The following is a 21,874-nucleotide window of genomic DNA, read 5'->3' as shown; positions in this document are numbered from 1 at the left end:
TGGCGAACCGACGGAGGATGGCGAATGTCCAACGGTGCCGAGCCGTTCGCACCCCACGACGACCTGTCCGGGCGGCCCCGGTTCGATCCCGCGTTGCGCGGCTACGACAAACGTCAGGTGGACCGGTACGTCGAGCAGGTCGACGCCGAGGTGAGCGCGCTGACCGCCGCGCGGGACCGGGCGTACGCGCAGGTGCGCGATCTGACCGCGCAGGTGCAGCGGGCGCAGGCCGAGGCGGTGGAGCTGCGGGACCGCCCGTCGGCGGTGGACCGGGCGTCCTTCCGCGACCTCGGCCCGATGGTGGACCAGATCCTGGACCTGGCCGAGAAGCAGGCCGGCCAGATCACCGACGTGGCCACCCGGCGCGCGGAGGACGTCCAGGGGCAGGCGGAGAAGCTGCTCGCCGCCGCGCAGGAGCAGGCCGCGCGGGAGCGGCGGGAGCTGGACGAGGAGCTGTCCGCCCGCCGGGCCGAGCAGGATCGGGTGGACGAGGAGCGGCGGGCCGCCGCGCAGGCGGAGCTGACCGCCGTGCGGGAGCTGGCGGAGAAGCTGCGCGTCGAGGGCCAGGCCGTGCACGACCGGGCCCAGCAGGAGGCGAAGCGGATCACCGAGCAGAGCGCGCAGCAGGTCGAGCAGGCGCGCTCGGCGTCCGAGGCGCTGGTGAAGGCCGCGCGGACGCAGATCCAGCAGGAGGTCCAGGCCAACCGCAGCAAGGCCCAGCAGGAGCTGGCCCAGTGGCAGGCCACGATGGCCAAGGAGCTGGACGAGCGGCGGGCCGCCGCCGAGCAGGAGCTGGCCGACCGGGCCGCCGCCGCCGAGAAGGACATCGCCGCGCTGGTCGCCGAGGCGCAGCAGTACGCCACCGAGGTCCGGGAGCGGGCCGACGAGGAGACGGCGGCGCACCAGGAGCAGCTCGCCGGCGTGCAGCGGGAGATCCAGCAGCGGCAGGAGACGCTGACCGGGCTGAAGGCGGAGCTGGAGAGCGTCTCCCGGCAGCTGGAGGACACCCGCCAGGAGATCGCCACCATCGAGCGGACCGGCGCGGAGGTGGAGGAGCGGCTGGTCGGCGTACGCCGGGAGCTGGCCGCGGAGACGAAGCGGCTGGACGAGGCGCGGCGTTCGGCGGACCTGGCCGAGCAGCACGCCAAGGAGACCCGGGCCCGGGTGCAGCGGGAGGCCAAGCGGGTCGCCGACCTGGCCGCGGCGGCGGTCATGGCGGCCGCCGCGGGCGGCGGGGAGACCGCCGAGTACCCGCAGGTGGCGGCGCGCCCGCCGATCACCGTGCCGGCCGAGGTGACGCCCCGGGCGGTGGACGGGCGGACCGAGCCGGACGCGATCGAGCCGGACCGGTCGGAGCCGCCGGTCGTGGAGCCGTTCGTCGAGCGGCTGGACGGGCCGAGCTTCGACGCGTTCGCGGTCCGCACGCCGGCCCCGCGCGGTGTGCCCGAGGCGGAGACGACGGGTACGGACAACGGCGTACCGGCCACCGCCTGAGACGTCGGCGCCGCCGGTCCGGGCCGGGCCGGCGGCACCGCATCTTGCTCATCGACCTTGCTCTATGCAAATATTTGGATCGATCTGCTGGTGCATCTCGATCTTTATTCGGGGGTTGACGGGTATGCGGAAGATCTCCTCCATCGGTGCCGCCGTCGTCCTGACCGTCGCTTCGGCGGGCGCCGTGGTGGCCGGCACGGCCGCACCGGCGAGCGCCGGGTGCAGCCACTCGCACTCCAACGTGGACAGCAAGTTCGGCCAGCTGTTCAACGCCACGAACGTCAACATCCGCACCGGCCCGCACACCACGTGCGCCTCCCTCGGTTACGGGCAGCTCAGCCACACTGTCGACTTCCACTGCTTCGCCAGCGGCGACCGGGTCAGCGCGAACGGCCACACCACCTACACGTGGACCTACCTGCGGGACGTCACCACCGGTGTCTCCGGCTGGGTCGCCGACGCGCTGCTGGACAACCTCGGCGGCAACGTCGCCTGCTGACCGGGCCACCCGGCGGGCCCGCGGCGGGCACAATGACCGGGCATGACCGGTCTGCACCCGCCCGTCGAGCCGTACGCCACCCATCTGCTCCCGGTCGGTGACGGCCACGTCCTGTACGTGGAGGAGGTCGGCCGGCCGGACGGCGTACCAGTGGTGTTCCTGCACGGCGGGCCCGGCGGCGGCCTGGTGCCGGCGGCACGGCGGTTCTTCGACCCCGCGCGCCACCGGGCCGTGCTGTTCGACCAGCGCGGCGCCGGCCGCAGCACCCCGCACGGCGAGGTGCGCGCCAACACCACCTGGCATCTGGTGGCCGACCTGGAGACGATCCGGCAGCGGCTGGGCATCGACTCGTGGCTGGTGTTCGGCGGCTCGTGGGGCACCACGCTCGGCCTGGCGTACGCGCAGGCGCACCCGGAGCGGGTGACCGGGCTGGTCCTGCGCGGTGTGCTGCTGCTGCGGCGCAGCGAGCGGGACTGGTTCTACCAGGGCGGGCTGCGCCACCTCCAGCCCGAGGAGTGGGAGCGGTTCGTGGCGCCGATCCCGCCGGACGAGCGCGACGACGTGCTGGCCGCGTACCACAGGCGGTTGCACGGCCCGGACCAGGCGCGGGCCCGGGAGTACGCGCGGGCCTGGGGGCGGTGGGAGGCGGTCAACTCGTCGCTGCGGCCCGACCCGGAGCTGCTCGCCCACTTCACCACCGACGACCACGCGCTGCCGGTGGCCCGGATCCTGTCGCACTACGCGGTGCACGGCGGTTTCCTGGCCGAGGGTCAGTTGCTCGACGGCGTGGACCGGATCCGGCACCTGCCCGCCGTGATCGTCAACGGCCGGTACGACCTGTGCTGCCCGCCGGTGTCCGCGTACGACCTGGCCCGCCGGTGGCCGGAGGCGACGCTGCGAATCGTGCCGGAGGCCGGGCACTCCGCCGCCGAGCCGGCCGTCACCCGGGAGGTGCTGCGTGCGCTCGACGAGGTGACCGCGAGGGCCGGCTGACCGGACCCGCCGGTTCGCGCCTGGCCATCCGCGACCGCCGCTGGCAGGATCGGCCGGGTGACGGGTGCGCTGTACGCGGTCAGTGACCTCCACGTGTCGTACGCGGAGAACCGCGCGGTGGTGGACGGCCTGCGGCCGGAGACGGCGGACGACTGGCTGATCGTGGCCGGTGACGTCGGCGAGGTCTTCGCCGACATCGAGCGGACGCTGCGACTGCTGCGCGACCGGTTCGCGCGGGTGGTGTGGGCGCCGGGCAACCACGAGCTGTGGACCAGCCCGAACGACCCGGTGACGCTGCGTGGGGTGGCCCGCTACGACGCCCTCGTCGCGATGTGCCGCGAGCTGGACGTGCTGACCCCGGAGGACGACTACCCGGTGTGGCGCGGCGCGGGCGGGCCGGTCACGGTGGCGCCGCTGTTCCTGCTCTACGACTACTCGTTCCGCGCCCCCGGCACCACCACGAAGGAGGAGTCGCTGCGCGCGGCGTACGACGCCGGCGTGGTGTGCACCGACGAGATGATGTTGCACCCCGACCCGTACCCGGACCGGGAGTCCTGGTGCGCGGCGCGGCTGGAGGTGACCCGGCGGCGGCTGGAGGCCACCGACCCGGCGCTGCCGACAGTGCTGGTCACCCACTGGCCGCTGGTGCGGCAGCCCACCGACGTGCTCTGGTTCCCGGAGTTCGCCCAGTGGTGCGGCACCGACCGGACGGCCGACTGGCACGTGCGCCACCGCGCCGCCGTCGCGGTCTACGGCCACCTGCACATCCCGCGCACCACGCACTACGACGGGGTGCGGTTCGAGGAGGTGTCGCTGGGCTACCCGCGCGAGTGGCGGCGCCGGGGCGGCGAGCCGGCGCCGATGAAGCGGATCCTCGGATGATCGCGGCACTGCTGCCGGCCGGGGCGCTGGCCGTCGAGGCGTTCGCCGACGTGCCGGACGAGGCGCCGTACCCGGGCGAGGAGGACCTGGTGGCCCGCGCGGTGGCCGCGCGCCGCCAGGAGTTCGTGACGGCCCGCCGCTGCGCGCGGGAGGCACTGGCCCGCCTCGGCTACGCCCCGGCGCCGATCCGTCCCGGTCCCCGGCGGGAACCGGTCTGGCCGGCCGGCGTGGTGGGCAGCATCACGCACTGCACCGGCTACCGGGCGGCGGCGGTGGCCCCGGCCGGGGCGCTGGCCGGGCTGGGCATCGACGCCGAGCCGCACGAGCCGCTGCCCGACGGGGTGGCCGGGGTGGTCACCGTGGCGGGCGAGCCGGAGCGGCTGGCCGCGCTGCGCGACGCCGACCCGGGGACGCACTGGGACCGGCTGCTGTTCAGCGCCAAGGAGTCGGTCTACAAGGCGTGGTACCCGCTGACCGGGCGCTGGCTCGGGTTCGAGGAGGCGGAGCTGACCTTCGACCGGGACGGCCGGTTCACCGCCCGGATCCTGGTCGACGGCGCCCGCGCCGACGGCGGCCCGCCGCTCGACGTCCTGGACGGCCGCTGGCTGGTCGCCGGCGGGCTGCTGCTCACCGCCGTGTCCGTGCCGCGCCGGTCCTGACCGGCGATACCGCGATTGTTCCGGTTTGCCCGCCCTGAGCTGGGGTAGGGCCGAAAGGGCCTGGACATTTAGCTGTAGGAGGACAGGTCCTGATGGAATCCAGCAAGCCCGCCCAGATCGTCAAGGGTGTCGTCGAAGCCGCCGTCGAGAAGGTCGGCGACGCGCTGACTCCGGACGTGCCGGGCGCTCCCGGAAGCGCGCCGCCACCGCTGGAGGAGCCGACCACGCCGCACGGCCCGCTGCCGCCCAAGGCCGAGCAGGGCGCGCCGGACACCCGGACCCCGACCGGCGCCGAGACCGGCGTGCCGAAGATCGCCAAGGGGCAGCAGGGTGCGTACCTCACCACCGCCAACGGCGCCCGGCTGCGCGACACCGACCACTCGCTCAAGGCCGGTCCGCGCGGCCCGGTCCTGCTCCAGGACCACCACCTGCGGGAGAAGATCACCCACTTCGACCACGAGCGGATCCCGGAGCGGGTGGTGCACGCCCGCGGCGCTGGTGCGCACGGCACGTTCGTCGCGTACGGCACCGCCGAGGAGGTGACCCGGGCCGGCTTCCTGAAGAAGGGGCGCGAGACGCCGGTCTTCGTCCGCTTCTCCACCGTGCTGGGCTCGCGCGGCTCGGCCGACACGGTCCGCGACACCCGCGGCTTCGCCACCAAGTTCTACACCGACGAGGGCACGTTCGACCTGGTCGCCAACAACATCCCGGTGTTCTTCATCCAGGACGCGATCAAGTTCCCGGACGTCATCCACGCGGGCAAGCCGCACCCGGACCGGGAGATCCCGCAGGCGCAGAGCGCGCACGACACGTTCTGGGACTTCGTCTCGCTGCACACCGAGGCGCAGCACCACACCATCTGGAACATGTCCGACCGGGGCATCCCGCGGTCCTACCGGACCATGGAGGGCTTCGGCGTGCACACGTTCCGGATGGTCGACGAGGCCGGGGCGACGGTGCTGGTCAAGTTCCACTGGAAGCCGAAGCTGGGCGTGCACTCCCTGACCTGGGAGGAGGCACAGCTGATCGGCGGGATCGACCCCGACTACCACCGCCGCGACCTGTACGACGCGATCGAGGCCGGCGCGTACCCGGAGTGGGAGCTGGGCATCCAGGTCTTCCCGGACACGCCGGAGGAGACGTTCGCCGGGATCGACCTGCTCGACCCGACGAAGATCGTGCCGGAGGAGCTGGCGCCGGTGCAGCCGATCGGCAAGCTCACGCTGAACAAGACGCCGCGGAACTTCTTCGCCGAGACCGAGCAGGTGGCGTTCCACGTCGGGCACCTGCCGCCGGGCATCGACGTGACGAACGACCCGCTGCTGCAGGGCCGTCTCTTCTCGTACGTGGACACGCAGCTCACCCGCCTGGGCGGGCCGAACTTCACCCAGATCCCGATCAACCGGCCGCACGCCGACGTCAACGACATGCTGCGTGACGGCTTCCACCAGCACGCGGTGCACGCCGGGGTGGCGCCGTACCGGCCGAACTCGCTCGACGGCGGCAACCCGTTCCCGGCCGGCGACCGGGAGCACGCGTTCGTGGACACCCCGGTGACGGTGGCCGAGGCGCCGAAGGTGCGGGCCGCGCCGGCCTCCTTCGACGACCACTACAGCCAGGTACGCCTGTTCTGGCAGAGCATGTCGCCGGTGGAGAAGGAGCACATCATCCGGGCGTACACGTTCGAGCTGGGCAAGTGCTACCACCAGGCGATCAAGGAGCGGCAGCTCCAGTGCCTGGCGAACGTGGACCCGGTGCTGTGCGAGCAGGTGGCGATCGGTCTGGGCCTGCCCGTGCCGCAGCCCACAGTGCCGCTGGCGGAGGTGCAGCCCAGCCCGGCGCTGTCCCAGGTGGGCCGCCAGTGGCCGGCCGACGGCCGGATGGTCGGCATCGTGGTCGACGCCCAGGCCGGCCTGGACGACGTGCACGAGGTACGCCGGGCGGTGGCCGCCGCCGGCATGGTGCCGTTGCTGATCGCCGCGCACGGCGGCACCGTCGACGGGCTGCCGGTGCAGCGCACGTTCGCCACCGGCCGTTCGGTCGAGTTCGACGCGGTGCTGCTGGCCGGCGCTCCGGCTCCGGCGCCGGACGCGCTGCCGGCCCGCGACGCCAAGGCCGGCGCACCGGGCGGGGCGACCGTCGACCCGCGGGTGCTCCTGCTGGTCGAGGAGGCGTGGCGGCACGCCAAGGTGATCGGCGCCTGGGGCGCCGGTGCCGAGGTGCTGAACCAGGCCGGCGTCACCGGCACGCCCGGCGTGGTCACCGGTGGTTCCGGCGCCGAGGTGCTCGCCGAGGTGCAGCGGCTGATGGCGGCGCACCGGGTCTGGGAGAGGTTCCCGGCCTCGGTCGCCTGATCCCGAAGTCGCGCGTGGGGCGGTCCCGGACGGGGCCGCCCCACGCCGTGCGTACGGCCCGGCCCGGCGGGGACCGGCCTCACCAGCGGTTGCGGGCCTCCTCGGCCCAGCCGACCAGGCCGTCCAGGTCCACGCGCCCGCCGTCGTCTGTGGCCGCCCAGCCGGTGAAGGTCCCGAAGCACTGGTGCGTCTCCCCGGCCAGCACGAGCAGGTTGGTCCGCGCCACCCGCTCGTGGAACGGGTGGAACGTGACGTCCACCCGGTCACCGGTGATCCGCCACGGCCGCAGCCAGTCGGCGCGGTCGTACTCCCAGATCAGATCCGCACCGATCTTGTGCAGCCGCCCGTCGACGAAGACCGCGTTCTCGGTCGAGCCGGTGCCGTCGGTCCACTTGCCGCCGAGCTGGATCGACCGGCCCGGCCCGCTGCCGGCCGCCCAGTTCCACCGCACCGCGTACCGCCACTTGCCCCGGCCGTGGTCGAGCGCCGCGTACGACCCCTCCCCCACCGGGTACGCCGTGCCGTCCACGGTGATCGTGCCGTGCACCGGCCGGCCGATGTCCTTGACCGTGTACTGGAACCGTCGCGTGCTCCACGGCACCACCACGCCGAGCGACTCGTGCCCCGGCGGCAGCGGCACGGTCAGGTCCACCTCGACGCCGGGCGCGCTGGCGCGCAGCGTACTGCCGTCCGGGCCCTGCTCGACTGCGATGGTCAGGTTCCCGCCCCGGGCCCGGACCGGGCCGGCGCCGCTGACCGGCGGCAGCACAGTGCCCCGGGCGAACGGCACCACCGCCTCCGCCGTGGTCTCCCGGCCGGTGCGCCGGTCGAGCAGGTAGAGGCTCTGCACCCCGGCGTAGTCGAGCGACGACGCGACAAGGCCGAGGATGTGCGTCGGCGTGACCACACCCCAGTGCTCCCACCGCTTGGCCCGGCCCCAGCCGCGCAGGTTCGCCCGGTGCAGCGGCCGGCGGCTCCAGCCGACCGCGTCCGGGTTCAGCCGCCCGTCCGGCCGGCACAGGTCGACCGGCTCGGTGATCTCCCGCTCATGCGTCATCGCCGCAGGCTACCGACGCCGTCGCGGGCCCGGCGGGCGGCCTCGGCAGCCGTCCCGCCGGGCCGTTACGTCAGCGGCCCTGCTTGGCGCGGCAGATCTCCACCGGCACCGCCGGGGCGCCGTCGACCGGCGCCGGATCCTCCGGGGTGGGCGCGATGCCGCCGGCCGAGATCCGGTCCAGCGTGGCCAGCCCGGCCGCGTCGACCTGACCGAACACCGTGTAGTTGGGGCGCAGCGCCGAGTCGGCCTGGACCAGGAAGAACTGGCTGCCGTTGGTGTCCGGGCCGGCGTTGGCCATGGCCAGGGTGCCGCGCGCGTACAGGCGGCGTACACCGGTCGGGTCGGTCGGCGCGGGCGGCAGGTCGGTGGGCAGCTCGTCGCGGTAGCGGTAGCCCGGGCCGCCCTCGCCGGTGCCGGACGGGTCGCCGCACTGGAGGACCGTGAGCGTCGGGTACGCGGTGAGTCGGTGGCAGGGCGTCCGGTCGTAGAAGCGCTTGCGGACCAGGTGCAGGAAGCTCTGCACCGTGCACGGCGCCTGCTCACGGTCCAGCGTCAACCCGATCGGCCCCTGGTTGGTGCGCAGCGTGACCCGCACGGTGCCCCGGTCCGGCGTGCGGCGCGGGTCCGGCGGCAGCGGCACCGGCCGGGCGGCCGGCTCGTCCGGCGTCGGCGTGTACGCGCACGGCCCCTTCGTGGGCGCGGGGTCGGCAGGAGGCGCCGCGGTCGCGGCGACACCTGCGGCGGCGACGATCGTCGCGGCGGCCACGCTCACCCCGGCGAGGCGGGCCAGCAGGGGTAAGGCGGCGTGCGTTCGGGTTTCGCTCGACACGGTGGTCCTCCCTGGACTCGTGGTACCAGAACGACCGGAGTCTATGGATCGGGTGGGGTGATGTCGACGCGGGCGCTCGGCGGGTCGAAAGTCGGTTGCCGGCCAGCGCCGCGTCCGAGAAGGTGATCGGCATGACGTTCTGACGGATCGCACCCAGCCCGCAGGCCCCTCCTCGCCGCCTGCCGTTCCCGCTTCTCTTTCCGCAGAATCGAGCGTCTGTGTCCGCGTACCCCTCCGGGCGGGCCGTCGTGCCCGCCACCGTCTCCGTCTTCTCCTCCCCCGGCAGCTGGATCGAGTCCGCCGCGCTCGACCAGTGCCGCCAGGTCGCCGCCCTGGACGGCATGGCGCACGTCGCCGCGATGCCCGATCTGCACCCCGGCAAGGGCGCGCCGATCGGCGCCGCGATGTCCTCGACCGTGCTCTACCCGTTCCTCGTCGGCTCCGACATCGGGTGCGGCATCGCGGTCTTCCCGATCGCGCTGCGCCGGGTCGTACCGGAACGGCTCGCGGCCCGGTTCCCCGACCTGGACCGGGCGCTCGACCCGGACCGGGACGCCGACGACCCGGCCTGGTCGGTGCTCGACGGCGACGTGCCGGCCGGGCACCTCGACGGCCTCGGCACCGTCGGACGCGGCAACCACTTCGTCGAACTGGCCCGCGTCGGGCCGATCCTCGCGGCGGAGCACGCCGAGCGGCTCGGACTGGACGCCGGTGACCTGGTGCTCGTGGTGCACTCCGGGTCGCGCGGGCTGGGCGAGCGGATCCTGCGCGAGCACACCGAGACGCACGGCGCCGGTCCCGCGCCCGACCCGGACGCCTACCTGGCCCGGCACGACGCGGCCGTGCGCTGGGGCTCGCTCAACCGGCGGCTGCTGGCCGCGCGGGTCGCGTACGCGCTCGGCGCCGAACCCACCGAACCGGTCGTCGACCAGTGCCACAACCTGGTCGAGATCCGCGACGGCCGCTACCTGCACCGCAAGGGCGCGGCGCCGGGCGACGGGCGGGACGTGCTGATCGCCGGCACCCGTGGCACACCCTCCTACCTGGTGGCCGCGCACGCCGGGCCGGACGCCGGCTACTCGGTGGCGCACGGCGCCGGGCGCAAGATGTCCCGCGCCGACGCGCTGCGCCGGGGCCGGGCCAAGCACACCGTCGAGGAGCTGCGGCGTACGCCGGTCGGCTCGATAGTGGTGTGCGGCGACCGGCAGCTGCTGTTCGAGGAGGCGCCCACCGCGTACAAGCGCATCGAGCAGGTGATCGGCGACCTGGTGGCGCACGACCTCGCCACGCCGGTCACCACCACGGTTCCGCTCGTCACCTACAAGACGCCGGACGCAGGCCGCCGCGACGAGCGCCGGAAGGGCCGCCGGTGACCGAGCTGCTGCTGTCCGCCGGGCGCGGACCCGCCGAGTGCGCCTGGGCACTGACCCGGCTGCTGTCCCGAATGGAGGGCGAGGCGGCCCGGCGGGGCCTGCGTACCGAGCGGGTCGAGACGGTACCCGGCGACCGGGCCGGCACGTACCGGTCGGTGCTGGTCCGGATCAGCGGCGCCGGGGCGGAGGCGTTCGCGGCCGGGTGGACCGGCACGCTCTGCTGGCAGGCGCCCAGCCCATACCGGACGGGCCACGGCCGGAAGAACTGGTACGTCACCGCGCGGACCTGCCGGACCGACGTGGTGGTCACGCCGTTCCACGAGGCGGACGTGGAGTTCGTGCCGTGCCGCACCGGCGGGCCCGGCGGCCAGCACCGCAACAAGGCGAGCACCGCCGTCCGGGCCACGCACCGCCCGTCCGGCCGGACCGTGGTGGTGGACACCGAACGGCACCTGCACCTCAACCGCCGGATCGCGGTCGAGCTGCTGCGGCAGCGGATCGCCGCCGACGACGAGGCGGCCCGGCGCGCGGGCGTCGACGCCCGCTGGCGGATCCACGACGAGCTCGTGCGCGGCGACCCGGTACGGGTGGAGCGGCCCTGACCCGGCCCGATCCGCCGCGCCTGCCGCCCCCGGCTACCGTGGTCGCGGCGACCGGGCGGCCCCGGCCCGCCGCGACGCGAGCGCGAGGAGGACGGATGCGACGGAGAAGGACCGGTCCGGTGGCGGCGCTCTCACTCGCCTCCTGCGGCGGGGACGCCGGGACTGATCCCGAGACCTACCTCCGCGACGCCATGCGCGGACAGGTCACCGACGGCGCCTTCGACATGGACCGCGTCCGGTGAGCGCGCTCGTGCAACGCTTCCGCGCCGTGGTCGCGATGTGGATCTTCGTCGGCGGGGGTGGGTTCCTGCTGGCCGGGTTCCTCGGCCTCGCGCTGCTGACCCAGACGGGTCCGTTCGCGGCCGCGTCGACCTTCTCCGCCGCCGCCGAGTTCGCACCCGGCGCCGAGATCAAGGTGCGGGACACCGGCGTACGCCCCGGCAACATCCTCATCCTCGCGACGCCGGCCGACGTCGATCCCGCCACCGTCCGGTGCACCGCGAAGAGCCGCGTCTACTCCACCGGCGAGCAGCGCAGCAGGGAGCTGACCGGGGCCCGGCCCGAGGGGACAGCGTCTGTGATGACCGACCGCGGTGACCCACGGCTGTTCACGCCGGTGGTGGCCACCGAGGGCATCACCTGGATGGACACCGACTTCGTGAGCTGCACCGCTGACGGCGTGGAGGCGTTCACGCTGGCGTCGGCGAAGGGCCTCCAGAGTGACCGGTTCCGGCTCGGCGCCGGCCTGCTGCTCATGCTGCTCGCGCCGGTGTTCGCCGGGCTCGGCTGCCTCGCGCTGTACCTCACCCGGAAGTGGAACCGGGAGGCGGCGCTGCGCGGCGGCTCGACGAGCTGGCCCTACCGGTGACCGGGATGCGCCTGCACGTGGGCTGTGCCATGTGGACGCACAAGTCCTGGTCCGGCCGCTTCCTGCCGCATCCGCTGCCCGCGCACGAGCGGCTGCGCGCGTACGCCGGGTGGTGCGACGCCGTGGAGGGCAACACCACGTTCTACGCCACCCCGGCCCGCCAGACGGTGGCGTCCTGGGCCGAGCAGACCGATCCGGGCTTCCGCTTCCTGCCGAAGCTGCCGAAGGTGGTCACGCACGAGCGCCGGCTCACCGGCGGCGAGGCGGAACTGCGGGCGTTCCTGCACGCGATGGAGCCGCTCGGGCCCCGGGCCGACGCGCTCTGGATCCAGCTGCCCGGCTCGTTCGGCCCCGGTGACGTGCCCGACCTCGACCGGTTCCTGCGCACACTGCCCAGCGGTCACCGGTACGCCGTCGAGGTCCGCCACCCCGCCTTCTTCACCGAGGCCGGTGCGGTACGCGCGCTGGAGGCGACGCTGCACCGGGCCGGCGCCGAGTGGATCCCGTTCGACACCACGGCGTTCTTCCGCACGCCGCCGACCAGCGACGCCGAGCGGGAGGCGTGGACGCGCAAGCCACGCCTCCCGCTGCGTACCCGGGCACTGACCGACCGGCCGATCGTGCGCTACCTGGGCCGCGACGACCCGGCAAGCACCGTCGAGGGCTGGCAGCCGTGGCTGGACGTGGTCACCGGCTGGCTGCGGGAGGGCCGCTCGCCGACCGTGTTCGTGCACACGCCGGACAACGCGGACGCGCCCGAGCTGGCCCGCCGCTTCCACGACCAGGTCCGCGAGCGCGTTCCCGGGCTCGCGCCGCTGCCCGAGCCGGAGCCGGTCGGCCCGGCCACGCTGTTCTGAGCGCCGGATGGGATCGCCGCCGGCGCCGGCCCGGCCGCCGCGCGAGGCGCATGACCCGCCGGCGGTCCCACTCAGCCCGGCCGGCCGCCCTCCGGTGGGGGCAGGCGGTCGTCGTACGCGCCGGACGGGCCCGCGTACCGCTCGCCACGCAGGAACGGCAGCGGGTTCGGGGTGCAGCCGTGCAGGCCGAGCGTCTGCTGCTGCATCACCGGCGCCGGGCGGCCCCGCCCCGGGCAGCGCTCGTGCCCCTGACCGAGACGGTGGCCCACCTCGTGGTTGACCACGTACCGGCGGTACGCGGCGAGATCGCTCCCGTACGCGGGCGCGCCGAGCACCCAGCGGGCCACGTTCACCACCACCCGGTCCCCGTTACGGCAGGACGTGTACCGGTCCAGACCGTCCCCGCACAGGTCGTCGCGCGTACCGGGGGTGGCGAGGTAGACGGTGAAGTCGGCGGGCTCACGGGCGCCGACGCGGCGCAGGGCGATCCGTCCGTCGGTCGTCCAGCCACCCGGTCCGACGAGGATGCCGGTGACCTGCGCCCCGAACTCGGCCGCTGGCAGGCCGGTGATGTCGCGCTCCACCGCCACCCGGTAGCGCAGCAGCCGACCCGTACCCCCTGTGGTGGCCGGCTCGGCGGCGGCGAACCGCCACCGGTTGCCGCCCTCGGCGGGATAGCCGATCCGCGCCGGCCGGGGCCGGACGGGCGCTGCCGCCGACACGGCCGGCCCGGCGGCCGACGGTCCGGCCGGCCCGGACGGCGCGACTGCGGGCTGGTCCGCCACGGCCGGTGTGCACCCGGCCAGCGCCACCGTCAGCGCGATCACCGCCGCGCCGCCGCGCGTCCGGTCCACGGTCCTGGTCATCTCGTCTCCCCTCGGCGCCCGGTCGGGGGCGCGGGGATGAGGACGGGTGGCCAGTCGCGAAAGTTGGTCCGGCGGGGACTCAACCTTTTCCGCGTCCCGCACGTCCCTACCGGGGTGAGAGGTGCAGAGGACCGGCATGGCCCGGGGTGACGCGGAGTTCGTCGAGTTCGCGCGGGCGTCCTCCGCGCGGCTGACGCACGCCGCCTTCCTCATGACCGGCAACCACCACCACGCCGAGGACGCCGCCCAGACCGCGCTCGTGCGCACGTACGCGTCATGGTCCCGGATCCGCAACGGCGATCCGTACGGCTACGCCCGGTCGGTGCTGGTGAACCACCTCGTCGACACCTGGCGGCGGCCGATCCGCGAGTACCCGAGCGAGGACCTCCCGGAGCGACGCGGAGGCGACCTGGCCGAGGAGGTGGCGACGCGGCGGTGGCTGGTCACCGCGCTCGGCACGCTCACCGCGCGCGAACGCGCCGTCGTCGTCCTGCGTCACTACTTCGACCTGCCGGAGGCCCAGGTGGCCCGCGAACTCGACGTGTCCGTCGGCACCGTCAAGAGCACCTCGTCCCGGGCGCTGGAGAAGCTGCGTACCGCCGGTCTGTCCGCGCCCCGACCGCAGGAGACGTGCCGGTGACCGAGATGGACGAGCTGCGCCGCGCGATGCGGGCGACCGAACGGGCCGACGGCCTGGACATCGCGGACATCATGCGCCGGGGACGCCGGCTGCGCCGCCGCCGGCGGATCGGCGCCGGGGTCGCGGCGGCGGTGGCGACGGTCGCGGTGGCGGTCGGTGTCGACGCCGTGGCGACGCGGTCCGGCCCGCCGGACCTCCCGCCCGGGGAGCCGGTCGCCACCGTGTCGCCCGGCCCGCCGCCGCCCACGCCGACCGCCGCGCCGGCCCCGACCAAGGCGCCGCCGCAACCGCTCGGAACGGTCGTGGACAGCGGCATCCGGTACGGCGCCGACGCGCGCGTGTTCTTCATGGTCCCGGTCGACGTGCCGGAGCTGCCGCGCGTGACGATCGGCCTGGTCGCCGGACGGCGCGCGCCGGACGGCCGCCTGACCTCCGACTTCCTGGTGAACGACGTGACCGGCAGCGACCGCCGGCCGGGCTTCCACGAGATCGGGTACGACCAGCAGCGGGTGCCCACCGACGCGTCGATCCCCACGTTCGGCTACTTCGTCGGCCCGGCGGCCCGCATCGTCGGGACTGTCGACGGCCGGCAGGTCGAGGCGAAGCTGGTCCGCTGGAGCGAAGACCCCCAGGTGGTGATCTTCTGGTTCGACCCGAAGACCCTCACCCCGGGAACCCCCCTGGACGGCATCACCGCCCGCACCTCCCAGGGCCGCCGCCTGTAGCCTCTCCCTCCCTGTCCCTCCCTCCTGTGCCCGGTGATCAAGGAGTTTGCGGGCGGACATCGCCCTGCTGAGGACACAAACTCCTTGATCACCGGCGGGAGGAGGGCAGTCGCAGCCCCTATGAGGGCGCTCTCGTACCAAGATCCACGACTGCCCTCAGAATGCAGACCGCCGCTCCTTCAGGTGAGAAAGGCGGCTGGACCCTCGGCCCCTCGTCGGCGATCTTGCACTTCGTGCCCGGTCAGATTGGACATTCGCGACATCAACCGGGCCGCAAGTGCAAGATCGCGGGGAGCGGGTGAGGGTGCGGGGCGAGGGTGGGGTGGGCGGGTGTGAGGATCGGGGCATGCGTGCTGTGGTGTTCGAGCGGTTCGGGGTGCGGCCGGAGGTTTGCCGGGTGGATGATCCGGCGCCGGCGCCGGACGGGGTGGTCGTCCGGGTCGGCGCTACCGGCCTGTGCCGCAGCGACTGGCACGGCTGGCAGGGCCACGACCCGGACATCCGCGTGCCGCACGTACCGGGGCACGAGTTCGCCGGTGTCGTCGTGGCGGCCGGCGCGGACGTGCGCGGGTGGCGGCCCGGCGACCGGGTGACCGCGCCGTTCGTCTGCGCGTGCGGGCGGTGCCCCTCGTGTCTCGCGGGCGACCAGCAGGTGTGCGAGCGGCAGACCCAGCCGGGCTTCACCGGGTGGGGCTCGTTCGCCGAACTGGTCGCGGTACGGCACGCCGACGTCAACCTGGTCCGGCTGCCGGACGAGCTGGACGAGGCGGCCGCCGCCGCGCTCGGCTGCCGGTTCGCCACCGCGTTCCGGGCCGTCGTCGCGCAGGGCCGGGTCGCGGCGGGCGAGTGGGTGGCGGTGCACGGCTGCGGCGGCGTCGGCCTGTCCGCGGTGATGGTCGCGGCGGCGAGCGGGGCGCGGGTGGTGGCGGTGGACGTGTCGTCCGGCGCGCTGGAACTGGCCCGCCGCAGCGGCGCCGCGGTCTGCGTGGACGCGAGCGCGCTCGGCGGTCCGGGCGAGGTGGCCGCCGCGATCCGGGAGACCACCGGCGGGGGCGCCCACCTGTCGCTGGACGCGCTCGGCAGTCACGCCACCTGCGTGGCGTCGATCGAGGGCCTGCGCCGGCGCGGCCGGCACGTGCAGGTCGGGCTGCTGCCCGCCGCGCAGGGCCGGCCCGCGCTGCCGATGGACCTGGTGATCGCGTACGAGCTGGAGCTGCGCGGCAGCCACGGCATGCCGGCACACGCGTACCCGGAGATGCTGCGGCTGGTCACCGCCGGGGTGCTGCGCCCGGCCGAGCTGGTCACCCGCACCATCGACCTGGACGCCGCCCCTGACGCGCTGGCCACGATGGACCGGCCGGCCACCGCCGGGATGTGCCTGATCCGGCCCTGAGACGGGCACGGGCCGGCCCGGCGCCGGGAGACCCGGCGCGGACCGGCCCGCGAGGCCGTCCGGTCAGTCGGTGACGGTCACCGTGACGGTACGGGGCGGCTGCTGGTACTGCCCCCGGTTGTCCATGCCGCGGATCGTCACCGTGTACGTGCCGGCCGGGATCACCGGTGACGTGTACGCGAAGTTCGACCCCGGCGAGCCCGGGCTGGTGAGGAACGTGGCGATCCACGGCCAGCTGGTCGGCGCGCCCGCCCGGCCGAACGTGCCGGCCGAGTTCATGCCCTGCCCGGCGCTGTTGCCGATCTGCAGCTCGACCTTCTGCATCCCGCCGTCGTCCACGGCCCGGCCGGTGACCACGATCCGGCCACCGGTGTACGCCTGACCCTCGACCGGCGTGATGCTCGGCTCCAGCGTCGGGTCGGTGTCACCCGGGTAGACCAGGTAGCGGGCGGTCGCGCCGCTCGTCGAGTTGTCCTGCTGACCGGCGGTGTCCACGGCCCACGCCTCGACGCTGTACGTGCCCCGGGTGGGCAGGTCGATCGAGAGCGTGAACGCGGTGCTGGTCGCGCCCGGCGCGGCGAGCGTCGCGTCGACCGTGGCGAACGCGGCGGCCATCGTGCCGTTCGGTTGCACGTACCGGCCGGTGTCGAGGTCGCGCAGCGCGATCCGGACCGCCCGCACACCCTTGTCGTCGGTCGCCGTGCCGGCCAGGTCCAGGTGCAGCTGGTCGATGTCCTGGTTGGTGCCGGTGAAGCCGAGCAGCCCGTTCGGGAACGCGTCGCCCGGCACCTGGGCGGTGACGGTGAGCCGGCCCATGTTGGTGCTGGACGTGGTCAGGCCGAGCCTGTCGGTCGCCCGTACCCGGAAGTCGTAGACGCCGGGGGTGAGCGGCACCGTGGTGAACGACCAGTCGAACGTCGCGGCGTCGAGGTTGGTCGGGGAGATCCGGTGGTAACCGGCGACCGAGTCGGCGCCCCACGTGCCGTCGCTGGCGAGCGCCTCGCGGGTGGTGTTGTTGCGCAGGTAGATCTCGACCGACTTGAGCGCGTCGTCGTCACTCGCCGAACCGGCGAACGTGACGGTCCCGCCGGGCGCGACGGTGAACGGCACGGCGTTGCCCGGCGGCGTCATCGCCACCGGCGAGGTGATCGCCACCGTCGGCGGTACGCCGTTCGCGGAGACGGTCCAGTCGCGGGTGTCGCCGCGCAGGTCGCTCTGCCCGGTCGTGTCGACGGCGGTGGCGGTCATCTTCCACTGTCCCTCGGCGGGCAGCGTGACCTCGTACTGCCAGGTCGTGGACGTCGCGCCGATCACGTCCGGCTCGCCACGGAAGGTGTTGTAGACGGCGGCGACGGTGCCGTCGTCCTGCAGGTACCTGTTGTCCGGGGTGCGGAACGAGTAGATCAGCGAATTGACGCCCTTGTCGTCGGTGGCGGTGCCGGAGGCCACGAACGTCTGCGTGGCGACCAGGCCGGCCGCCGGCGAGCTGATCCGGGTCGTCGGCGGCAGGTCGTCGAAGCGGAACGCCTCGATCTTCTTGACCGCCTTGGTGGTGTCGCCGGCGCCGTTGCGGTCGAACGTCTTGGCCTGCAACTGGTAGACCCCGGCCGGCAGCGTCACCGGCAGGCTCCACGTGGTGGAGGTGGCGTTCGGCGCGGCGACCGTCGTGTTGATCGCCTTGAACGCGCCCCAGGTGGTCAGGTCGGCCTGGAGGTACTTGCCGCTGTTGCGGTCCTGGATCTCCAGCTGGACCCGGGCCACGCCGGCCGGGGCGAGCGCCTGACCGCTGATCGTGAACGACTCGCCCGCCGGCTTCACCGCACCCTCGATCGGCGTCGTGATGGTGGTGTCCAGCGCCGCGGGCGCGGGCTCCTTGGAGAGGTCGAAGAAGGCCACCCGGCCGGTGGTCTTGCCGCCCTTGACGTTGCCGTCACCGCCGACGAGCAGGCCGCGCGAGGTGGCGAGCATCGCCTTCTCGCCCTCGTACGAGTTGGAGCCGGGGTTCCACTCCAGCGCGGTGCCGGTGAGCGGGTCGAGGGCGCCGAGGTGGTCGCGGCGGACCACCTGGTCGCCGAGGCCGTAGCCGCTGAGCCCCTGGCCGGTGCCGTAGCCGACGTTGTCCAGGCCGGGCCACGGCACGTTCGACGTGGGCGACTCCTGCCAGCTGAAGTGGCCGCCGACGTAGACGGCGGTGTCGGTGATCGCGACCGAGTAGATGCTGTCGAAGTGCCGGGAGATCCAGAGCGGCTCGACGTTGTCGTTTCCGGTCAGCGAGTACGCGATGGCGGTGTCGTTGATCGGCGGGCGGTCGCCGCCGGATCCGCTGGTGACCACGAAGTACGAGTCGTCCGGCGCGATGTCCCCGGCGAAGACGCGCTGGATGCCGCCGACGAAGGAGAGGTTGTCCTCCCACAGCCGGGTACGCCAGGGCAGCAGCGCCTTGCTCGCCGTACCGATGAGCGCCACGCCGTAACGGTCCTGGCCGGCGATCTGGCGGCCGGTGTGCACGACCAGCAGCTTGCTGCGGTCGTGGGTGAGCTTGAGCTGCTGCACGGTGAGCATGCCGCCGACGCCGATGCCGCCGGTGAGCGGCAGGTTGAAGCCGGTGTCGACGGCGCCCGTGGTGGGGTTGAGCGCTGCGAGGCCGCTCCGGCTGACCCCGTTGACGGTGGCGAACTGGCCGCCGACGTAGACCGCGTTGCCGCTGACCGCGAGCGCGGTGGCCCGCGCGTTGGCGGTGGCGGTGAACGCGGCGATCGGCGCGCCGGTGGTCGGGTTCAGCCGGGCGATCTTGCGCTTGGTGACGCCGTTGATCGTGTTGAACGCGCCGGCGATGTAGAGCGACGAGCCGTCCGGCGACGCCTCCACCGCGGCGACCGCGCCGTCGATGACCGGCTTGAACCCGGTGTCCACCTTGCCGGTGTCCAGGTTGTACGACGCCAGGGACTTCTGCGCGATCGCGGACCCGCCGACGTTCGCGATCGAGGTGAACGTGCCGGCGACGAAGACGCGGTTGCCGATCACCTCGATGTCGGTGATCTCGCCGTTGGTGATCCGCGGCGTGTCGGTGCGGGGCGTGGTCGGCATCAGCCGGGTGTCCCCGGGGGTGACCAGCGCACGGGTCGCTGTGGTACGCGCGGCGCCGAGCGCGGCGCTGCTTCCCGTCGCCTGTGCGCCGGTGTGGCCGGCCACGCCGGCGTCCCGCACGGTGACGGTGGCGGCGAGCGCCGGCACTCCCGCCACCACGACCGCGCCGGCGGCGACGACCGCCACTGCGCGAAGCCAGACTCGCATCGAGACAACTCTCCCTGTCCGCCGGGACGGCCCTCTCGGGTGATTCCCGAGTCCCCTCCGTCCGCGTGCCGGACGCCACCGTAGGAGGCAAAGACTTCTCGCGATACGTGCCGCACCGGTAATCGACCGGTCGCCATCAATTCCGGCCACACCGGCAGGGCGCCTCCACCGATCGGGTCACCGGCTGTCACCGTCCGGCCGTGCGCCGTCGGGTCCGCGACATCACCGTCGCGGCGGGCTCAGGGCGCCTCGTCGCCGCGCTTGTCCTCCTGCGCCAGCACCGCGTCGCGGCGACGCGGTTCGTCGCGTCCGGCAAGCGCCGTCGCCAGCCCGGGATCGGCCGCGAGCCGCTCCCGGTTGCGGTGCCAGAACGCCTCGAAACCCCCGGTGTACGGGCACGCCGTGTCGCCGAGCGCCACGTCGGGCTCGTACCGGCAGCCGGCGCACGGGGCACCGATCCGGAACAGGTGCGTACCGTCGAACGCCCACGGCCGGGTGTCGATGCGGGACAGGTCGGCGTACTGGCTCATGCCGATGACAGTGGCGTTCATGACCCAGTCCGCGCCGTCGACGAAGCTGCGGCGGAACCAGTCGGCCAGTTCGGCGGGACGCCAGCCGCGTTGCAGGCCGTAGTTGGCGAGCACCGTCAGCCGCGCGGTGTGGTGCGCCCAGGCGGTGTCCCGGACGCCCGCGAGCACGCCGGCGAGGCAGCGGGCCTCCACCGCGTCGGCGTCGAGCCGGTCGAACCACTCCGGCAGCGGCTGCGCGGCGCCGAGCCAGCCGGCGCCCCGGAACCGCGGCCCGAAGTACCAGTAGAGCTGCCACAAGAACTCGCGCCAGCCGAGCAGGCCGCGCACGAACCGGTGCACCGCGGCGGGCGGCGCGGCGCCGTCCCGGCCGGCCCGTTCGGCGGCCCGGATCGCCGGTTCCGGGTCGAGCAGGCCGCTGTTGAACGAGGACGACAGCGCGCTGTACGCGAGCAGTCCGTCACCGTCGCGGAGCAGGTCGTGGGTGTCGGCGTACGCGGGCAGCCGATGGGTCAGGAAGTGTGTGAGCCGGTCCTGCGCCTCGGCGTGCGTGGCGGGGTGACGGCGCGGCGCGTCCCGGCCGGTGAACCGGATCCCCTCCTCCGCCCAGCGGTCCAGGTCGCGGCGGACCTGCGCGTCGATGTCGTCCTCGACGACCGGCGGGGGCGGCGGCACGTCGACCGGTGGCCGGGCACGGCGGCGGCGGGCCGGGGCGGGCAGGTCGCGCAGCACGTCGTGGCGCTCGCGGGCGTACCGGTAGAAGTCGTCGACGCGCAGCCGGCCGCGCCGCCGGTCGGCCCAGGCGGCGAAGTCGGCGCGATCGGTGACGAATCCGCGCGGCGGCAGCACTGTCAGCCCGTCCACGGTACTGGCGAACGCCAACGCCGCCCGGGACGCCGGGTGCACCAGCTCGACCGGCTCGCCCAGCCCGGTGAGCGCCTCGCGGAACGTGTCGGCCCGTACCAGCCGTGCCCGGTCGCCGAGTCCGGCGGCGCGGTGCCGCAGCGTGGACAGGATCAGGTGTGCCTTCTGCCTGTGCATCGGCCGGGCGGCGAACAGCGACCGCGCCTCCACCAGCAGGACCCGCTGCGAGTCGTCGTCGAGGAAGTGCGGTCCGGCCTGATCCGCCAGGAGCCAGCGCCAGGGTGCCAATGCCATCCCTTCACAGTGGGCGTGTGGTCAGTCGCCCCGTACCCGGGGGTGGCGGTGGTCGGTCAGCCGCAGGCCGACGCCGCGTACCGCCGCGATGGTGACGCCGGTGCCCAGCTCGTCGAGCTTACGGCGCAGCCGCTTCACCAGGGACTGCACGTCGGCCCGGCCGTGCGTCGGCGCGTCGTGCCAGACCGCGTGATGCAGTTCGGCGTAGCTCCACACCCGTACCGGCTCGACGGTCAGGCAGGTCAGCAGGTCACGCTCCAGCCGGGTCAGGGCGGTCTCCCGGTTGCCCCACCGGGCGGTCGACCGGGCCGCGTCGATGACCAGCGCGCCGTCCGGCGCGGGCTTGTCCCGGGGTACTGGCGCAGCCGGCGCGACGGCCGGTGCGGGCGCGTGCGCCGAGGCCGGCGCATCGGTGATCAACTCGCGCAGCTCGTCCAGATCGGTGACCATCAGAAGGGGCGCGACGCCGTCCAGCAACTCGGTCAGCCGCAGCCGTTCGGCCGGGGACGACGTCACCCCGATGACGAGCGAGAATGGGCGCTCCGACGGGTCGGTGCCGGAGTTCGCCGCGTTCGTGCCGTCAGTCGTCACCGCGCCCCACCGTGACAAAAACTGTCAACAGGCCGCTCTAACCGGGGACCTGTTGGTGACATGTTGCTCACGTACGGTCATTGATCGTTCCTCACTGTCGATCATAGTGTCCACTCAGGCGTCCGGCGCAGACCCGCACGGCGCCTAGGGGGCCTGGGGGGTTCTTTTCACACCGGTGTCGTAGTCGGGAGAGCACGTCTCCTGGCCCTTCTG

Annotated in this window: 20 protein-coding genes; 14 read left to right on the top strand and 6 right to left on the bottom strand. The window is 74.1% G+C overall.

Features of this window, described 5'->3' with window-relative positions; all coding sequences use genetic code 11:
• The first annotated feature begins 24 nt into the window (after nt 1-24).
• The 6 genes from O7546_RS08070 to O7546_RS08045 all read left to right on the top strand — a co-directional run bounded on the left by O7546_RS08070 (nt 25) and on the right by O7546_RS08045 (nt 6,881).
• Nucleotides 25-1,494 carry a hypothetical protein gene (locus O7546_RS08070; protein ID WP_194800856.1) on the top strand — a complete coding sequence of 490 codons (1,470 nt, stop codon included), beginning with the start codon at nt 25-27 and terminating at the stop codon, nt 1,492-1,494.
• Nucleotides 1,495-1,618: 124 nt separating this feature from the next.
• Nucleotides 1,619-1,993, top strand: a complete 375-nt coding sequence (locus tag O7546_RS08065) for a hypothetical protein (protein WP_194800855.1) — start codon at nt 1,619-1,621, stop codon at nt 1,991-1,993.
• A 42-nt stretch (nt 1,994-2,035) separates the two neighbouring features.
• Nucleotides 2,036-2,986, top strand: a complete 951-nt coding sequence (pip, locus tag O7546_RS08060) for a prolyl aminopeptidase (RefSeq protein ID WP_269696475.1) — start codon at nt 2,036-2,038, stop codon at nt 2,984-2,986.
• Between the two features lie 57 nt (nt 2,987-3,043).
• On the top strand, nt 3,044-3,868 hold the full coding sequence (locus O7546_RS08055; protein ID WP_194800853.1) for a metallophosphoesterase: 825 nt from the start codon (nt 3,044-3,046) through the stop codon (nt 3,866-3,868).
• Nucleotides 3,865-4,527, top strand: coding sequence for a 4'-phosphopantetheinyl transferase superfamily protein (locus O7546_RS08050; RefSeq protein WP_194800852.1), 663 nt, complete (start codon nt 3,865-3,867; stop codon nt 4,525-4,527). The genes O7546_RS08055 and O7546_RS08050 overlap by 4 nt, the downstream gene beginning before the upstream one ends.
• A gap of 92 nt (nt 4,528-4,619) precedes the next feature.
• On the top strand, nt 4,620-6,881 hold the full coding sequence (locus tag O7546_RS08045) for a catalase (RefSeq protein WP_194800851.1): 2,262 nt from the start codon (nt 4,620-4,622) through the stop codon (nt 6,879-6,881).
• A 79-nt stretch (nt 6,882-6,960) separates the two neighbouring features.
• On the opposite strand, the gene O7546_RS08040 is transcribed toward O7546_RS08045, so the two are convergent.
• Together O7546_RS08040 and O7546_RS08035 are read right to left on the bottom strand one after the other, a co-directional pair.
• A complete protein-coding gene (locus O7546_RS08040) occupies nt 6,961-7,938 on the bottom strand; it encodes a DUF2804 domain-containing protein (protein WP_194800850.1) in 978 nt (325 codons plus the stop codon).
• Nucleotides 7,939-8,008: 70 nt separating this feature from the next.
• Entirely contained in the window at nt 8,009-8,767 is a 759-nt protein-coding gene (locus O7546_RS08035; RefSeq protein ID WP_194800849.1) for a peptidylprolyl isomerase, read from the bottom strand.
• 218 nt (nt 8,768-8,985) lie between these two features.
• Between O7546_RS08035 and O7546_RS08030 the strand changes: the two genes are divergently transcribed.
• The 5 genes from O7546_RS08030 (at nt 8,986) to O7546_RS08010 (ending at nt 12,467) form a co-directional block, all read left to right on the top strand.
• Nucleotides 8,986-10,140: an RNA ligase RtcB family protein gene (locus O7546_RS08030; protein ID WP_194800848.1), complete on the top strand. Its 1,155-nt coding sequence runs from the start codon at nt 8,986-8,988 to the stop codon at nt 10,138-10,140.
• Entirely contained in the window at nt 10,137-10,742 is a 606-nt protein-coding gene (gene prfH, locus O7546_RS08025; RefSeq protein WP_194800847.1) for a peptide chain release factor H, read from the top strand. The genes O7546_RS08030 and prfH overlap by 4 nt, the downstream gene beginning before the upstream one ends.
• Before the next feature lie 95 nt (nt 10,743-10,837).
• Nucleotides 10,838-10,984, top strand: a complete 147-nt coding sequence (locus O7546_RS08020) for a hypothetical protein (RefSeq protein WP_194800846.1) — start codon at nt 10,838-10,840, stop codon at nt 10,982-10,984.
• Entirely contained in the window at nt 10,981-11,610 is a 630-nt protein-coding gene (locus O7546_RS08015) for a hypothetical protein (RefSeq protein ID WP_194801056.1), read from the top strand. Before O7546_RS08020 ends, O7546_RS08015 begins: the two co-directional genes overlap by 4 nt.
• Before the next feature lie 29 nt (nt 11,611-11,639).
• Nucleotides 11,640-12,467 (top strand): DUF72 domain-containing protein, encoded by an 828-nt coding sequence (locus tag O7546_RS08010; RefSeq protein WP_228532109.1) that lies wholly within the window; start codon nt 11,640-11,642, stop codon nt 12,465-12,467.
• Nucleotides 12,468-12,538: 71 nt separating this feature from the next.
• On the opposite strand, the gene O7546_RS08005 is transcribed toward O7546_RS08010, so the two are convergent.
• Entirely contained in the window at nt 12,539-13,333 is a 795-nt protein-coding gene (locus tag O7546_RS08005; protein WP_194800845.1) for a DUF3152 domain-containing protein, read from the bottom strand.
• 136 nt (nt 13,334-13,469) lie between these two features.
• On the opposite strand from O7546_RS08005, the gene O7546_RS08000 reads away from it, so the two are divergent.
• The 3 genes from O7546_RS08000 (at nt 13,470) to O7546_RS07990 (ending at nt 16,091) form a co-directional block, all read left to right on the top strand.
• Nucleotides 13,470-13,973: a SigE family RNA polymerase sigma factor gene (locus O7546_RS08000; RefSeq protein ID WP_194801042.1), complete on the top strand. Its 504-nt coding sequence runs from the start codon at nt 13,470-13,472 to the stop codon at nt 13,971-13,973.
• A gap of 5 nt (nt 13,974-13,978) precedes the next feature.
• Nucleotides 13,979-14,698, top strand: a complete 720-nt coding sequence (locus O7546_RS07995; protein ID WP_281601147.1) for a hypothetical protein — start codon at nt 13,979-13,981, stop codon at nt 14,696-14,698.
• 346 nt (nt 14,699-15,044) lie between these two features.
• Complete coding sequence (locus tag O7546_RS07990; protein ID WP_194800843.1) at nt 15,045-16,091, top strand: zinc-dependent alcohol dehydrogenase family protein; 1,047 nt, start codon at nt 15,045-15,047, stop codon at nt 16,089-16,091.
• Between the two features lie 63 nt (nt 16,092-16,154).
• On the opposite strand, the gene O7546_RS07985 is transcribed toward O7546_RS07990, so the two are convergent.
• From O7546_RS07985 to O7546_RS07975, 3 genes are all read right to left on the bottom strand, one after another.
• Nucleotides 16,155-19,385 carry an Ig-like domain-containing protein gene (locus tag O7546_RS07985; protein ID WP_269696472.1) on the bottom strand — a complete coding sequence of 1,077 codons (3,231 nt, stop codon included), beginning with the start codon at nt 19,383-19,385 and terminating at the stop codon, nt 16,155-16,157.
• Nucleotides 19,386-19,624: 239 nt separating this feature from the next.
• A complete protein-coding gene (locus tag O7546_RS07980; protein WP_228532070.1) occupies nt 19,625-21,070 on the bottom strand; it encodes a cryptochrome/photolyase family protein in 1,446 nt (481 codons plus the stop codon).
• 21 nt (nt 21,071-21,091) lie between these two features.
• Nucleotides 21,092-21,661 (bottom strand): winged helix-turn-helix domain-containing protein, encoded by a 570-nt coding sequence (locus O7546_RS07975; RefSeq protein WP_194800841.1) that lies wholly within the window; start codon nt 21,659-21,661, stop codon nt 21,092-21,094.
• Nucleotides 21,662-21,874 lie beyond the last annotated feature (213 nt).

The sequence above is a fragment of the Micromonospora sp. WMMA1976 genome, assembly GCF_027497335.1.
Classification (GTDB): Bacteria; Actinomycetota; Actinomycetes; order Mycobacteriales; family Micromonosporaceae; genus Micromonospora; species Micromonospora aurantiaca.
Note: the sequence above shows the minus strand (reverse complement) of the source record. Positions and strands in the feature narration are given on the sequence as shown.